The 13,102-nt window shown below is 30.6% G+C and carries 16 protein-coding genes and 1 pseudogene; 4 read left to right on the top strand and 13 right to left on the bottom strand.

The window, feature by feature from the left end; all coding sequences use genetic code 11:
- The 7 genes and pseudogenes from LS70_RS08785 to LS70_RS08755 form a co-directional block, all read right to left on the bottom strand.
- Window positions 1-185 (bottom strand): annotated as a pseudogene (locus LS70_RS08785) (type IV secretion system protein); the annotation flags it as partial.
- Window positions 186-1,166: a type IV secretion system protein gene (locus LS70_RS08780; RefSeq protein WP_026944574.1), complete on the bottom strand. Its 981-nt coding sequence runs from the start codon at window positions 1,164-1,166 to the stop codon at window positions 186-188.
- Window positions 1,167-1,175: 9 nt separating this feature from the next.
- On the bottom strand, window positions 1,176-1,601 hold the full coding sequence (locus LS70_RS08775; RefSeq protein WP_026944575.1) for a single-stranded DNA-binding protein: 426 nt from the start codon (window positions 1,599-1,601) through the stop codon (window positions 1,176-1,178).
- Complete coding sequence (locus LS70_RS08770; protein WP_026944576.1) at window positions 1,594-2,151, bottom strand: Rha family transcriptional regulator; 558 nt, start codon at window positions 2,149-2,151, stop codon at window positions 1,594-1,596. Before LS70_RS08770 ends, LS70_RS08775 begins: the two co-directional genes overlap by 8 nt.
- Complete coding sequence (locus LS70_RS08765; protein WP_034290837.1) at window positions 2,148-2,822, bottom strand: hypothetical protein; 675 nt, start codon at window positions 2,820-2,822, stop codon at window positions 2,148-2,150. The genes LS70_RS08770 and LS70_RS08765 overlap by 4 nt, the downstream gene beginning before the upstream one ends.
- A 3-nt stretch (window positions 2,823-2,825) precedes the next feature.
- A complete protein-coding gene (locus LS70_RS08760; protein ID WP_026944541.1) occupies window positions 2,826-5,594 on the bottom strand; it encodes a VirB4 family type IV secretion/conjugal transfer ATPase in 2,769 nt (922 codons plus the stop codon).
- Window positions 5,595-5,618: 24 nt separating this feature from the next.
- Window positions 5,619-5,882 carry a TrbC/VirB2 family protein gene (locus LS70_RS08755; RefSeq protein ID WP_026944542.1) on the bottom strand — a complete coding sequence of 88 codons (264 nt, stop codon included), beginning with the start codon at window positions 5,880-5,882 and terminating at the stop codon, window positions 5,619-5,621.
- Window positions 5,883-6,044: 162 nt separating this feature from the next.
- On the opposite strand from LS70_RS08755, the gene LS70_RS08750 reads away from it, so the two are divergent.
- From LS70_RS08750 to LS70_RS08740, 3 genes are read left to right on the top strand one after another with little or no spacing between them, the layout of a single operon-like run.
- The gene (locus tag LS70_RS08750; RefSeq protein WP_026944543.1) at window positions 6,045-6,353 is read left to right on the top strand and encodes a hypothetical protein; all 309 of its coding nucleotides are present in this window, start codon (window positions 6,045-6,047) and stop codon (window positions 6,351-6,353) included.
- Window positions 6,353-6,766, top strand: coding sequence for a VapD family protein (gene vapD, locus LS70_RS08745; protein WP_026944544.1), 414 nt, complete (start codon window positions 6,353-6,355; stop codon window positions 6,764-6,766). The genes LS70_RS08750 and vapD overlap by 1 nt, the downstream gene beginning before the upstream one ends.
- Window positions 6,763-7,371: a recombinase family protein gene (locus LS70_RS08740; protein ID WP_034290840.1), complete on the top strand. Its 609-nt coding sequence runs from the start codon at window positions 6,763-6,765 to the stop codon at window positions 7,369-7,371. The genes vapD and LS70_RS08740 overlap by 4 nt, the downstream gene beginning before the upstream one ends.
- A 152-nt stretch (window positions 7,372-7,523) precedes the next feature.
- Here LS70_RS08740 and LS70_RS09970 read toward each other — a convergent pair whose 3' ends face one another.
- Window positions 7,524-7,703: a hypothetical protein gene (locus LS70_RS09970; RefSeq protein WP_026944546.1), complete on the bottom strand. Its 180-nt coding sequence runs from the start codon at window positions 7,701-7,703 to the stop codon at window positions 7,524-7,526.
- Between the two features lie 15 nt (window positions 7,704-7,718).
- Window positions 7,719-9,512 (bottom strand): AAA family ATPase, encoded by a 1,794-nt coding sequence (locus LS70_RS08735; protein WP_026944547.1) that lies wholly within the window; start codon window positions 9,510-9,512, stop codon window positions 7,719-7,721.
- Window positions 9,513-10,090: 578 nt separating this feature from the next.
- Between LS70_RS08735 and LS70_RS08730 the strand changes: the two genes are divergently transcribed.
- Window positions 10,091-10,369, top strand: coding sequence for a hypothetical protein (locus LS70_RS08730; protein WP_026944548.1), 279 nt, complete (start codon window positions 10,091-10,093; stop codon window positions 10,367-10,369).
- A 111-nt stretch (window positions 10,370-10,480) separates the two neighbouring features.
- On the opposite strand, the gene LS70_RS08725 is transcribed toward LS70_RS08730, so the two are convergent.
- The 4 genes from LS70_RS08725 to LS70_RS08710 form a co-directional block, all read right to left on the bottom strand.
- Complete coding sequence (locus LS70_RS08725; RefSeq protein WP_026944549.1) at window positions 10,481-10,822, bottom strand: EexN family lipoprotein; 342 nt, start codon at window positions 10,820-10,822, stop codon at window positions 10,481-10,483.
- Window positions 10,823-10,887: 65 nt separating this feature from the next.
- On the bottom strand, window positions 10,888-12,111 hold the full coding sequence (locus tag LS70_RS08720; RefSeq protein WP_026944550.1) for a DUF5710 domain-containing protein: 1,224 nt from the start codon (window positions 12,109-12,111) through the stop codon (window positions 10,888-10,890).
- A gap of 11 nt (window positions 12,112-12,122) precedes the next feature.
- Window positions 12,123-12,743, bottom strand: a complete 621-nt coding sequence (locus tag LS70_RS08715) for a hypothetical protein (protein ID WP_026944551.1) — start codon at window positions 12,741-12,743, stop codon at window positions 12,123-12,125.
- Window positions 12,712-13,050, bottom strand: coding sequence for a hypothetical protein (locus LS70_RS08710; protein ID WP_236096467.1), 339 nt, complete (start codon window positions 13,048-13,050; stop codon window positions 12,712-12,714). Before LS70_RS08710 ends, LS70_RS08715 begins: the two co-directional genes overlap by 32 nt.
- Window positions 13,051-13,102 lie beyond the last annotated feature (52 nt).

Below are 13,102 nucleotides of genomic sequence, written 5' to 3'. Positions count from 1 at the left end.
TCTCTAATAGGGCTTTGGCTTCTACCTGCTAAGACTTCAAAACCCTTATACATAATTACAAGCGTGATAATAATGGAGAATAAAACGCTAAGCTCAGCCATTTTGTCGCTCGTGCCTACTTGTCTGATTGCATCAACGATTTGTTGGATGCTATTGCCTAAGGTTTGAAATAATTTTAAATCCATCTATTTATTTCTTTTAAAATGTTTTGCAATGTCTTCATCTGTAATTGTTGAATTTAAAATAGTGTCGAACGACCTAGAATATTCTTGCATTGCAATATCTTGTTGTATATTTCTTTGGTTTTGATAGCTTGAATTTGCTAAATCTAATTGATTTTTAACCATTTGAATTTTTGCGACTTCTAGCTGAATCGCATTGCCAACATCCGCGCTTTCTTTAATGTCTTTAGTGTTGGCTAATTTATCTTGCAGTTTTTTAAGCGTTTCGCTAATTGTGTCCATTTGTATGGAAGCTTGATTATATGTTTCTACTTGCGCAGCATAAGTGATTAAATCCACTTTGCAAATGTTTTTTTCTGATTGTGTCATATAATCAAAATTACATCTATCAAAGCTCGTGTATTTGTTAAAAATTTCACTGCCTTTTTGGCTTAAAAATTGCTCTGGATTTCTTAAAACATCGTTATAAAAAGATTGTATATTTTTCCCAGCTTCAGAAAAATCAGAATAAATTTGTTTAATATCTTTCATAAAAGCAACAGAATCTCTTATGCCTGTTTTTGAAAGTAATTCATCTTTGTAAGCTTGGATTTGTTTTTGATAGTGCGATACGGTTTCTGCCCACCTTGAAGCTTCTTTAACCCACTCTGCGATTTGTTTAGCATTTTGTGTTGCCATTTGTTGATTTGCAGCAACATCCACAACAGGAATTCCGCCAGCACCAAATGCAATGTTAGAAAATAGGAATAGGCTAAGAAGCGAGGCTGTGAGTTTTTTGGTATAATTGCGTGGGGTGTTTGCCACAAGGTTCGCACCCTTGTGGTCAAAATCTAAGCCCCTAAAGGAGCTAAGATGAATACCGCTAAATTCATCATAGTTGCAATTATACTCCTTTGTATAATTGTAGTCAAGGCTTATTAGCTTTGCCCCACTCGTTGGGGTATGATGGATTTTCCTTGTGGTTAAAAATTTAAAACTTCTCATAAATATCTCCTAAAATGGAATTTCTTCAGATTCTATATTCATTGTTGGGTGTTCGTATTCAACACTCGGTTCTTTTGGTGGTTCTTGTGTGATTTGTGGTGTATCTTTACTATCCTTTTTGCCTAGCCAATAGAATTTAGAAACAATCACGCTTAGTATTGTTCTAGTGTTTCCTGCTTCATCAAGATATTTACTAGAGGATAATTCTCCACTGCACGCAAATTGAGAACCTTTTTTGATATACATAGAAGCATTTTCTGCACTCTTTCCAAACAACACAATAGGAATCCAAGTTGTGCTACTCTCATCATTCCCTTTTTCATTTTTCCACCTTTTAGTAATGGCAAGAGAATTTTTTGCATAAAGCTTTCCACTGCTTGTATTGCCTATTTCAAAATCCTTGCCTAAATAGCCGATTAAATTGACATTATTCATTGTTAAACTCCTTTTGATTTGAGGTTGGATCTTTTGGTGTGCGGTTATCTACAAGATAATCCAAAGAAAAAACATTTTTGGATTCTTTGGAGTAAGGATTTTTAGTAATAACCACACTAACCTTGTAGTCGTTTTTGGGTAAGTTTGGATTAATAAGATTCATTAAATCCATTAAATATTTATTATGGCTTGGAGTTTCTTTTTGCAAGAGCTTCTCCATTTTATTAAAGGCATTAATAAAAGCGATTTTAAATAAATCTGCTTTTTTGCCTGTAAGCCCCATAGCTATAAATGAAAAGCCATCTTTGGTAAGCTGATATGTAGGTCTCATTTCCCCTTTGGCGTCTTTATATTCAACGAGCCGAAAATTCCGCTCGTTAAAATTTTTAGTTTCTTCATTTCTAGTTTTATTCCTAATTGTTTCCAAAATGTCCTTATGCTGCTTACTAAATACCCTTGCTATATCTAAGCTTGTGCAGAAAATTTGATCATCTTTATTTTCAAACACAACCTTTTGATTATTGATATTAATAATATTTGTGTTGCTCATTTTTTAAACCCCATTGTTAAAGTTTGAATCTGCACAGGAGCATTGCTCTTTTTGCTGCTAAATTCTTTTAGTTTTGCTTGAAAATCAATTTTGTTTTTATTTTCTTGCGGTATAATGTTAGTAGCAGGACGGAGAAAATCACGGTCGTTAAACTCTCGGCGAAGCTGACCCTGTTCGCCCCTACCCTGCCTTTCTCCATATTCTGTTTCTGAATGATTAGTTAGAAGTCTATTAATATTTTTTCTTTCTATTTCATATTCTCTGCTCCCATATCTTAAAATACTCTCATCATTAGCTTTTACTCTCCAAGTGTAATTATTTATTCTTTTATCAATTTCAGCATCTACATTCTTAGCTACTTTAGGGAAGCTAAGCATTTCTTCTGTGGTTACCATACCTCTTAAATTTGGATTGTTTAAATGCTTCTTGGTTTCTTTTTCCATAAATTCTTTATCAACTTTAATGTCGCCTACATTGCTTTTGACCATTGTGTAGGGTTTGGTATTCTCTAGCACTTTGTGCATTTTGGAGCTTTCTTTTTTGGATTGTCTATCCCAAACAATATCTTTTAGATATTTGATTGTTTTTTCGCATTTCTCAATGCTCTTTTTTGCTTCGTTAATGTATGATTCAAGTTCTAATATTTTGTTTTCTAATTCTTTATCGCTCATTGGTTACTCATTCCTATAAAATTCTTTAAGCTCTGCGACTTTTTCATCAAGGCTTTTATCCTCTTGCGCGAAGATTTTTTCTATGGTGTCTATATAAGTTGTTCCAGTGGATAAGATTTTTAGATTCTCATTTCCTAAAGAGCTTAAATCTAAAGTGCAGATGGCTTTTTCATCTTGTCTTTTGACTAAGAATTGTCTTTTTGCAGGATCAAATCCTTTAATAATCATATATTCGTCATAACTTAAACCAACACCATCAACATATTCCTCATCTTTAGCTTTTGGATTTGGTAGAAAAACCATTGTCGCAGATTGCTCAATGAGTGTTTTTGCATTTTTGAGTTTTAAAAAGTCTTCTAAGCTTTGTGAAGCAAGTCTTAAAAAGCCATTTTGCTTTCTAATGGTTTTAAATTTGTTTTTGACTTCTTCTTGCACAATTTCATTTTCTAGCCACTTCCAAGCCTCATCAATATCAATACAAAGCCTTCTACCATCAGTTAAGCTCATTACACGCCAAAGAATGTAATAACTTAGAATCCCCGATACATCTTTATCATCTAAAAATTCAGTCCCATCAATCCCAAAAAGATTAATATCATCAGGAAAATCTAAATTATCAAATTCATTATCAAATACCCAGCCAAATTGCTTACCTCTTTTAAAAAGTGCTAGTCTTGATTTAAGAGAATTATCATCATCAACATTTTCTGTTAGGTTTTCTAGCAATAATGAAATAGGGAATTTTCTCTCCTCTTTATCAAAGCCTTTCATAATGGAATTTACTGCATTATTGAGCATTTCTTCTTCTCTAGTTGTTAGAATTTCATTATTTCTAGTAACTAAAAGCTTGATTAAAGATTGTAGTTGTCTTATGTTTTCTTGTGTGGTTTCAACCATGAAAGGATTAAATCCTGTTGGCTTACCATTTTCAATGCTAATATATCTACCACCAGCACAAAGAATATTGCCTAAAGCTCCTTTGTCTTTATCTAAATAAACCGCTGTAAATTTTCTATTTTTTTCAGGAACATCATCGGGGAAAGTATCTTTATTCGCATATTTCATCATTTGATTAACAATAAAATTCATAAAGACCGTTTTACCGCCACCGCTTTGCCCCAAAATTAAAGTATTTGCTAAAAAGAAGTCGCCAAAGTCATTTTTACTTGCCCCCGAGCTTTGGTGAAAATTGAAATAATAAGGTTGTTTGTTTGGTGTTTTTAAAATCGTAACTGCATCTCCCCAGCAGTTTTTATTTCTTTTACCCATTGCAAAATTGTGTAAAGCAATTAAAGAAGAGTAATTAAGGCTAGAGATTAGATTAATGCGTGGGCGTATGGCGAAGTTTGTTGGCAATTGTGAAAAGAAAGTAGCAGGAAGTGCTATTGTTGCTAAAGTTACACCAAATCCTAGCTCATTCATTCTTGTAATAACTTCATTTGCGTTATCTTTGCATTCTTTTAAAGAATCACCATAAACAAGAATTGAAAAATGATATTTGCCAAAGGAAATCTCTCCATTTGTGAGTTGATCTAATGCGTCATCAATTTCTGCCACTTGGGAAAATCCATCATCTTCAGTTGCAATGAGTTGTTTTTTCTGTTTAGAAATTGCAGATTTAGCGTCTATTCTAGGAATTGGTGAAAAGCTTTGCGTGATGATATATTCAATATCTAAATACATTAAAACATCTAAGATTCCAGCGAAAGTTTCGCTAGTATAGTCTTTAATTTCAATACAACGCGCAAATCTTTTTTCACCATGATTGCTGTTAAATTGGATGGTTTCGTGTCCAAATTGTATGTTTTGTAAATTGCCATTTAGATATTGATCTATTGGAGCTGACAATACTCTTATAGGATTAAATTTACCACCGATTAGATAGTTGTAAAACTCTAATTGATGAGAATATGTTTTATTATCTTTTGAATAGGTTTTTAATCTTTTTGGACTAAAATCTTTAAGGTTTGCTTCTAGTCTATCTGTAAATTCTCCAAATTTCATTAGAAATAGGCTAATCATCTTTCTTTTACTCTCAAAAGAGCTTTTCATAAAAGCTGTTTTTTCTATTTTGACCTTTAGAGGATCAAAAATTAAAGTGAGATACAAAGCATTTTTTCTTAATGTCCCTTGCTTGAAGGATTCATAATACTTTCTATCAATCTCCTCTAAAAAAGCATTGTTAAATTTTGAAGTGAGCCTATCTTCAATGGAATATCTACAATTATGAAAATAAAAGCTCACAGGCTCATTTGCAAAAGATTTAAATAACATATTCAAAAGATCATTTTTTGTATCTAGCTCATCGTCTTCTTCTGCCTCAAAGTTAATACCTTTAATCTCCCAAGTTGAGATTAAAAAATAATTTTTTGTAATCACCACAGAATCACTAATTAAAGACGAAAAGGGAATAAGTTTTTCAAAACTAGGTTCTGCTTTAAGCCCAAAAACAGAGATTTTTGGAAAATCTGAATTTTTAGGCATTTCTCTATAAGAATTTGCGCTATAAGTTTTAGCCTTATAGTAATTCTTAGAAGCAGGGTTGGAAAAAAATCGCATTTTTAAAAACATTAAACGAAATATAAAATCATCCCTTTTTGTCATTGCTTTCATGATGAAAAATGTGGGGATTGCAAATGCAAGCAGAAAAATATTTTGGCTGTAAAATGCAAGCAGAAAGATTCCACACATTACAACAAAGAGCGGTGTCATAGGAACTCCAAAAATCATTGGGGGACGCGTTAAGCCTTTAAAAAGCGGATTGTTTTGCATTATTAACCTCGTTGCAATGTAAGATTATGCGATGATATATCCAGCAATTGCTGATGCTGAACCAACCAAAACACCACCGATAAATACAGGAGCAACCTCTCTAAGTGTTTGCCCTTGAAACATTATTTTAAAACCTGCCCACATAAAAGCAATTGTGAGGATAATCGCACCAACTGCGTATAAAGCTGTGCTTAGATTTTCCATAAAAGTATTGACTTTATCAATACCACCAGCACCAAAAAGAAGCATTGGACTCATTAAAAATAACGACCATAACCTTGTTTTCATTTATTGTTTCTCCTTAATAAAAATGAATGATTAATTTTTGTTAATATATTAGTTAAATTAATGAGTTAAATTTTGTTATATAATTAGATTAATATTTGACTTATGGTTTTATTTTAGAATCAGATATTTTTTATTACAATTAACGCAAAAAAGGAGTCAATAATGGCATATCCACTTTTAGGCACAAAAATCGTCTTGGATGAAGAGAAAATTTTGAGAGAGGGTAAATATAATTTAGAAGATATGTATAAAGCAATTGATGAAATAGCACAAGATTGTAAGCTTATCAAAAAAGATAAATATACTTATCATTGTATGGGAGATAAAAATGATTTAGCTCGTTTGGGAAATTTTGTTTATGGTAATCTTATGGAAATTGCTTGGTTCACCAAAAATATTAAGGAATGGATTTGGATTAGTGAAAAGGAAGGCAACGAGGAGTTAATTGGTGATGAAATGGGTGTTTGGTAATGAGCTTAACACGCAAGGCTATTAACTTTGATTTATATACAGATGAATTGAAAAAATCTTTTTTAGATACTAGAGAGCCTTATAACCAAATTAAAAGATTTATGCTTGAAAATGGTTTTGAACATAGACAATATTCAGGCTATGTTTCAAAAGAACCTATGAGTGATAGACGAATTTTAAAAATGGTTAGAAAACTTTCTAAGGAATTGGCTTGGATTTCCGAGTGTGTAAAAGAATTTGATGTGACAGAAATAGGTGAGCAATATAGCTTGAAAGAAACTATACAAAATATGCACTCTAAAGCCAAAATAAAAGAAGTTGAATTGAATCAAAGTAATAAATTCAAAGCTAAATTTCAAGAATTTAAAGAACAATCCACAAAAAATCAAAAATTTAAAGATTTAGAACGATGACTATCGCTTACATTAGAGTATCTACAGACAAACAAGAATTAGATTCACAAAAATTAGAAATTATGGAATATTGCCACAAGAACAATATCAAATTAGATGAAATTTTAGAAGTTAAAGAAAGCTCTACAAAATCTCAAGAGAAAAGAAAAATTAAAGATTTAAAGCAAAAACTAAAATCTGGTGATTTATTAATTGCAACAGAGCTTTCAAGGCTTGGTAGAGATATGTTAGAAATTATCAATCTAGTGCTTGAGCTCAATGCTAACGATATAAAATTTTTATTTTTAAGGCAAATGAGACTTAGCAATTTTAATAATCCCGATTCTAAATTGATATTGTCAATTTATGCTTATTTTGCTGAAAATGAAAGAGACTTAATAAGCAAAAGAACAAAAGCAGGATTAGAAAAAGCGAGGGCTAGTGGCAAAATTTTAGGGCGTCCTAATGGCACATTAAATAGTATTTACGATAAAGATAAGGACAAGATAAAGGAATTATTAGCAAAAAATTTATCTATCTGCAGCATCTGGAAACTACTTTATGCTGATAGTGGTAAGAGCTATAATGGCTTATTGTGGTTTATTAAAAAACGCAAATTAAAATGAGATTAATTTTATTATTAAGAATAATATAAAATAAATCTGTTAAAATTAATCGTTCATTTTTACTTCAAAATTAAGTAAATCATATATTTTAAGATACTTGCCTTTAATATTGGTTTAGATATGCTTTTGACATCAAAAGAATCTGCTAAAACTCACTTCCCTTTTATTAAGCTATCCAATCCAACCGATATGGTTACTGCTGATTTTAGTAGCTCACGAAAATCATAATCATTAGATTTTTTATTTAAGTCTAACGCTGCAATTAGCACACATAATTCAGCAGATTTTTCCAAAGCCTGTTCCATAATTTGATTATTTGTCAATTCTTGCATGTTTATTTTTCTCTCTTAATCAAACAATGATTTCTGCGTAAGAAATTTGTTGTTTTTGGTGTTGAGTTGGTTCATAGGATCATTGCGCTTGATAAATCTTTTCACTCTGTTATTGCTTTGATAGATGAAAAATAAATCATTTTTATTTTTGTATTTATCATAAAAGAATTTATCATCATACTCGGCAAATTCTACACCTTTGCCATAGATATTGATTCCAAATTCTATGAGCTTATCTTTTAGCTTGATAATCTCTTTCTTTTGTTTTGAAATAATAGAGCTTTCTTTGTAGAGCCTATAAGCTTTAATCTCACAAAACTCACTATAACTAAGAATCTTTTTATCAGGGAAGCTTGTCAAAAATCTAATTAAATCTTGCGCCACTAAAGAATTTAAATCTATAAGAATTTGCGATAAGTCATCATCGTATGAAAGCGTAGATTCTGTTTCAAGTTTTTTAATGTATTCTCTGCGAACTGTTAGCACGAACACAGAAACAATCACTCCATTTTCTTTTGTGATACGCTCAACAGAATCAAACATTAAAATCCCTTTATCTCTTTGCGTGATTGTTTGCTTATCACCACTTTCAACATTTTGTGTAAAAGCTAAATCATAGGCAAAGCGAGAAATTTCAATAAATTTTTGCTTTAGCCACGAGTAATTGCTAGGATTTTTGTTAAGGTATTGTTTTAAAAATTTATAGGGTTCTAATCTTACTTCCATATCCCAAAAATTATCTTGGTATTTCTTGATGACATTAGTATCTACATTTTTCTTGATATACAAGAATAAAGCGTCTAGGATATTCCTATGTGTTTGTGTAAGCAAAGAATTTTTAAGACTAATTGCATAAGATGAGCCATTAGCACCAACCATTTTAAATTCTATTTTATTGTCATTTTCTTTGAAATTTTTATAAAAATTAGAATCTGTAAGTTTGCGAGAACTAAGATAAAAGACCCCTCTATTCTCATTCATTGTTACATAGCCCTCTGCTAAATCATTAACGCTTACAGCGGATATATCTTTTTTATTGATAATCTCCAAAGTGTGAGAATCAATATTGCCTACTTTTATATCTTTAATGAGTGGCTCATCAATGCTAGGGTTATGCAATACCTTGATAGTCTTTTGGTATTCTCCCGCATTAATATTGTTATTATCCTTTAAAACTTCAAGTAAGCGATAGGTTGTAGAGCTTTTATCCTCACCCTTTTGGAATGAGAGTTTATAAACGATTCTAGGCGCATTAATAATCACAGAGCTACCCATTAAGCTCTCGCCCTTTTTATCTAAATGGTGCAGTAACAAAATTGCTTGATTGTTTGCTTTGGCTATGTCTATTAAGATATTAAAAAAGTTTTGCACATCATTTTGATTGTTTTGATCTTTAAAACCTAGCGTAGAGAAAAATGCGCTAAAAGTATCAAGCACGATTAAATCACAATCCGCCAATTCATTAAGCTCTTCTTTAAAGCTACCGATAGAATTTTTATCAATCTTTGGAAGCTCATTTGAAAACTCAAATTCTAAGCTTTTAAAGGGATAAAAGCTTTCTATATTTTTAATGCGTTCTAAAATCGCTTGATTCTTATCTTCTATACTCCAAAAGAAAGGCTTTAAACCATCATTGATTGCATTTGCGCACACTTTTAAAGCCAAAAGAGATTTACCTACCTCACTATTACCGCTTAATACTGCCACAGAACCCATTTCTAATTTAATTGTATCCTCACAAATGATAGATACACTATCATCACTAAAAAGACCGAGCGTAATTGTATCAATGGTATTGCGTTTAGGCATATATTCTCCACTCCAAAATTGACTTAAATAGAATAGTCAGATAAATAACGCTGGAAATTATAGTGAAATTATTATATGTATGTCAATATTAGCTTTTGAAAAGCTTATAAAAAATAAAATTGACTTAAATAGAATAGTTTATTATATGTATGTCAGCAAAAATCACTCCAAGAGCCACAAAGCTTACTGAAAAATTGACTTAAATAGAATAGTTTTTGACTTAAATAGAATAGTTTTTGACATTTTTTCGGAAGCCACCCACGATAAAAAGGCACTTCCAAAGCCTGATTGACTTAAATAGAATAGTTCCTAAATATATTAAATTTATTAAATATAAATTTAATTAAAAACCCAAATACTAATAGGTAAATCAAAAATTAAAATTTTTGACCTTTTACATAAAATCGCAAATTACTAAACTGCGATTTTGAACAGCACCAAAAAGAAAGTTTTATAAGAAATAAAAGAGCTAAAATTTATTAGGTGGAAATTTCTGTGCAGTGAATAAAGAGAAACATAAATTTAATGTTTAAAAAAGTGTATAATTATTGTAGAGATTAACAATTTGAGGGGAATCTGTGGTGGAAAGAAAGAGCATATTAAACTTTAGTAAATTTAAGATTTTGAATCAATTGTATTTTGATTTGATGGTGATAGTTATTGCGGGTTCTGTGATTGGTTTAATTTTAGCTTTTAAATTCTTCGCCTATGAAGATGTTTGGAGTTTTTTTCAAGATTATTTTATATTGATTGTTCTCTTTGTGATAATGCTTGTAGGTCTGTTTGATTGTTTAAAAGGGATAAGGAAGTATAAAGAGATTTTAAAGAATCATCAGCATTTAGACTTTGAAAGTTGATTTTATATTTTTAGAGCCGCGCGATGTTTTTGAATTTCTGTATAACATTAGTTATTATTAATTACTAAGAGTAACTATTAATATATAATAGTTACTAATGTATAGCAGTATTTATTGTGATTTTTGATTGTTGTTTCTTTTAAAATGTTTTGCAATATCTTCATCTGTAATATTTCCAAAATCTGTTACAGAATTCATAAAATTTGCGCTGTAAGCATTTTCACAATCTGCATATTCATTGCTAGGATTTCCATTTAAATATTTTAGTTGTTCCTTTTCAAGCTTTTCGCTCCCCTCTGGAAACTTTTTCTTACATTCTGCAACTTTTGCTTCCAACTCCTTAGCATTTTTTGGGTCAGAATAATACTCCACAGACTTTGGCTCACTTGAACAAGCAGAAAATACACCAGCAACAATTGCACCTAATAAACCTAATTTAACCGCTCTTTTCATTTTTCTACCTTTTTGTTAATTTAAAGTAACTATTATATATTATTGTTTATTAATATATACAAAAATTACCTTGTAATGTCTTGCTCTTTGTGCGCAATGTGAGCGGATTTAAAGGTGTCAAGTTTTTTGTGAAAATCAGGTATGCTTAGCTGTTTTTTCACTTCATCAAGACCTTTATTTAAATAAATATCATTAAAATCACTCATTCCTTGTTCTGCCTCTTTATTGGTGATTTGCGGGATGATGATTTTAATATCAGGGAATTTTTTTTGGATTTCCTTTGCAGTTTCTACTCCAACATTAGAAAGCCCTTGCAATTCTCTTTTTTTGTCATTATCTGCTATTAAAGTGATAGGAGTGTTTTGAAATTTGGCTTTCAGAACTTCAACAATTTTTGGTAGGTTTCCAGCATCTACACCCATAATTACAGGTTTGTTGAGTGCTTTATAAATTGTGGCTGTAGTAGCAAAGCCTTCTGCTATAATAAATTCTTTGCAATACTCTAAACTTTTAGCTCCTATGATATGAAAACAACCAGACTTTCGCGCAGAATATTCTATGCCCTGTTCTTTTTCTTCTTTGGTTCTTATGATTCCGATAATTTTATCTCCATTGGGAAAGATTCTTTGGACAGACCATATTTTGTTGTTCTCATCTTTTAAAGGAATCAGTAAAGATCCTTTGGAATCTTGCTTTAGATAAAAATTTTCATTAAAACCTTTTTTAAGCAAATAAGGGTGATTGGATTTTGCCCAATTTGCATTTTGATATTCTTCTTCAATTTTAAGAGCGGTTTTTTCTTGTAGCTCCAAAATTTCTTGTTTATTATTTTTTGTGGAAGCTACAACTTTTTTTTGATGAGGAGCTTGATAGTTAGTAATAGTTTGCTTTAATTCTGAAGGCATTTTCCAATTTTCTTTAATGCCTGTTTTGAAATTTTGGATAAAACCTGCGGGATATTCATCCAAGAAACCGCTATAAGCCCCGCTTGTTTCTCTGCCTCTATCAGTAGTGGTTTTTACTCTATGAATCTTTCCATCCATAATGGGTGAGCCATCAATAATTAATCCTTGTTTCTCCAAAGCATTTTTAAAAGCAGAAAGTATTTCTTGCTCATCAAATGAAAATTCTTTTTTTTGTTGCGGATACAACCATTGCGAAAAAATATTTTTATCTAAAGTTTTTGGAGCAAACCATTTTTTTTCTTTATCGTCCCACATTGCTCCTAGCAATCTTGCTTTTTCTTTGTCTTTAAATGGAACATAAAGATAAATTCTTTTTTGCGGCATAATTTATCCTTTTATCTATTTAAAGAGCGAGTTTTATCTGCTGTTATTTCTTTATCAAATTGCTTTTTATTTAGTTTTTTTTTGAAAAATTCACTCATTTTTTGCTTAAAAAATGATGGTTCTTTTGTTGAAAGTTGATTTTCTTTATTATAGTCTTTTCTAGCTTCTGAAAAAGACTTAGAAAATGTTAATACCATTGCAGCAATATCTTTATTGACTATTTCAGATAAATCTTTTAAAGCTTTAAAAGTGCCATCTAACATTTGATCATAAGTTGTTGGTTTGTAGCTACCAACTTGATTGTTAAGATTTTCTTTTGTGTTAGGATTTATACTCTCTTTATTTATTTGAGAGCTTCCAATATTAATGAGATGATCAATTCCTTTTTGAAAATTTTTATCTCCAAGTCTTATATTCAACGGAATTTTTTCTTTATCTGTAATGATTTCAAAATTAATAAATTGATTTGAAAAATCTTTTTTTAATAAACTTTCGGCGATGTCAAATGTCTTTATGGTATTAAAGAATTTATTAACATCTTCTCCCTCATAAGTTCCTTCTTGTATTGCTTCTTTATAATGCTCATTCAATTTGCTTACATCAGTCACTTTGATTTTGTAATTCTGTTCCATTTTTATTCTCCAGAGTATTTCTTGTTTTGTTGTTTTTTGCGTCATCTATTCTATCTGTATTTTTATTAAAAGAGCATAAACTATTTATTGTAGCCATAGCGTCTTTAGTATTTTTGCAGTCCAATTTTTCTATAAGCAGATTAAACTCGTTTATAAAATTATCACATTCTTCAAAATCTTTGAGTAATGCTACAGAAAGTTTTTTATATATACGCTCTTTCTTTTCCTTTTCTTTTTGGCGTAATTTCTTTAATTTCTCATCATACTCACGCTTTAACTCTTCTATCATTTTACTTTCTTGAAGCATAATTAATCCCTTTAAAAATTATATAAATTGCATTATTACAAAATAAACTTAA

This window comes from Helicobacter sp. MIT 11-5569, assembly GCF_000765695.2.
In the GTDB taxonomy this organism is placed as follows: Bacteria; Campylobacterota; Campylobacteria; order Campylobacterales; family Helicobacteraceae; genus Helicobacter_D.
The sequence above is the reverse complement of the archived record's forward strand: the minus strand, read 5'-3'. Positions and strand labels throughout refer to the sequence as shown.

What these genes read in the sequence shown, in the direction of transcription:
- LS70_RS08780 (WP_026944574.1), bottom strand. Translation starts at nt 1,166, where the DNA reads ATGAGAAGTTTTAAATTTTTAACCACAAGGAAAATCCATCATACCCCA.
- LS70_RS08775 (WP_026944575.1), bottom strand. Translation starts at nt 1,601, where the DNA reads ATGAATAATGTCAATTTAATCGGCTATTTAGGCAAGGATTTTGAAATA.
- LS70_RS08770 (WP_026944576.1), bottom strand. Translation starts at nt 2,151, where the DNA reads ATGAGCAACACAAATATTATTAATATCAATAATCAAAAGGTTGTGTTT.
- LS70_RS08765 (WP_034290837.1), bottom strand. Translation starts at nt 2,822, where the DNA reads ATGAGCGATAAAGAATTAGAAAACAAAATATTAGAACTTGAATCATAC.
- LS70_RS08760 (WP_026944541.1), bottom strand. Translation starts at nt 5,594, where the DNA reads ATGCAAAACAATCCGCTTTTTAAAGGCTTAACGCGTCCCCCAATGATT.
- LS70_RS08755 (WP_026944542.1), bottom strand. Translation starts at nt 5,882, where the DNA reads ATGAAAACAAGGTTATGGTCGTTATTTTTAATGAGTCCAATGCTTCTT.
- LS70_RS08750 (WP_026944543.1), top strand. Translation starts at nt 6,045, where the DNA reads ATGGCATATCCACTTTTAGGCACAAAAATCGTCTTGGATGAAGAGAAA.
- vapD (WP_026944544.1), top strand. Translation starts at nt 6,353, where the DNA reads ATGAGCTTAACACGCAAGGCTATTAACTTTGATTTATATACAGATGAA.
- LS70_RS08740 (WP_034290840.1), top strand. Translation starts at nt 6,763, where the DNA reads ATGACTATCGCTTACATTAGAGTATCTACAGACAAACAAGAATTAGAT.
- LS70_RS09970 (WP_026944546.1), bottom strand. Translation starts at nt 7,703, where the DNA reads ATGCAAGAATTGACAAATAATCAAATTATGGAACAGGCTTTGGAAAAA.
- LS70_RS08735 (WP_026944547.1), bottom strand. Translation starts at nt 9,512, where the DNA reads ATGCCTAAACGCAATACCATTGATACAATTACGCTCGGTCTTTTTAGT.
- LS70_RS08725 (WP_026944549.1), bottom strand. Translation starts at nt 10,822, where the DNA reads ATGAAAAGAGCGGTTAAATTAGGTTTATTAGGTGCAATTGTTGCTGGT.
- LS70_RS08720 (WP_026944550.1), bottom strand. Translation starts at nt 12,111, where the DNA reads ATGCCGCAAAAAAGAATTTATCTTTATGTTCCATTTAAAGACAAAGAA.
- LS70_RS08715 (WP_026944551.1), bottom strand. Translation starts at nt 12,743, where the DNA reads ATGGAACAGAATTACAAAATCAAAGTGACTGATGTAAGCAAATTGAAT.
- LS70_RS08710 (WP_236096467.1), bottom strand. Translation starts at nt 13,050, where the DNA reads ATGCTTCAAGAAAGTAAAATGATAGAAGAGTTAAAGCGTGAGTATGAT.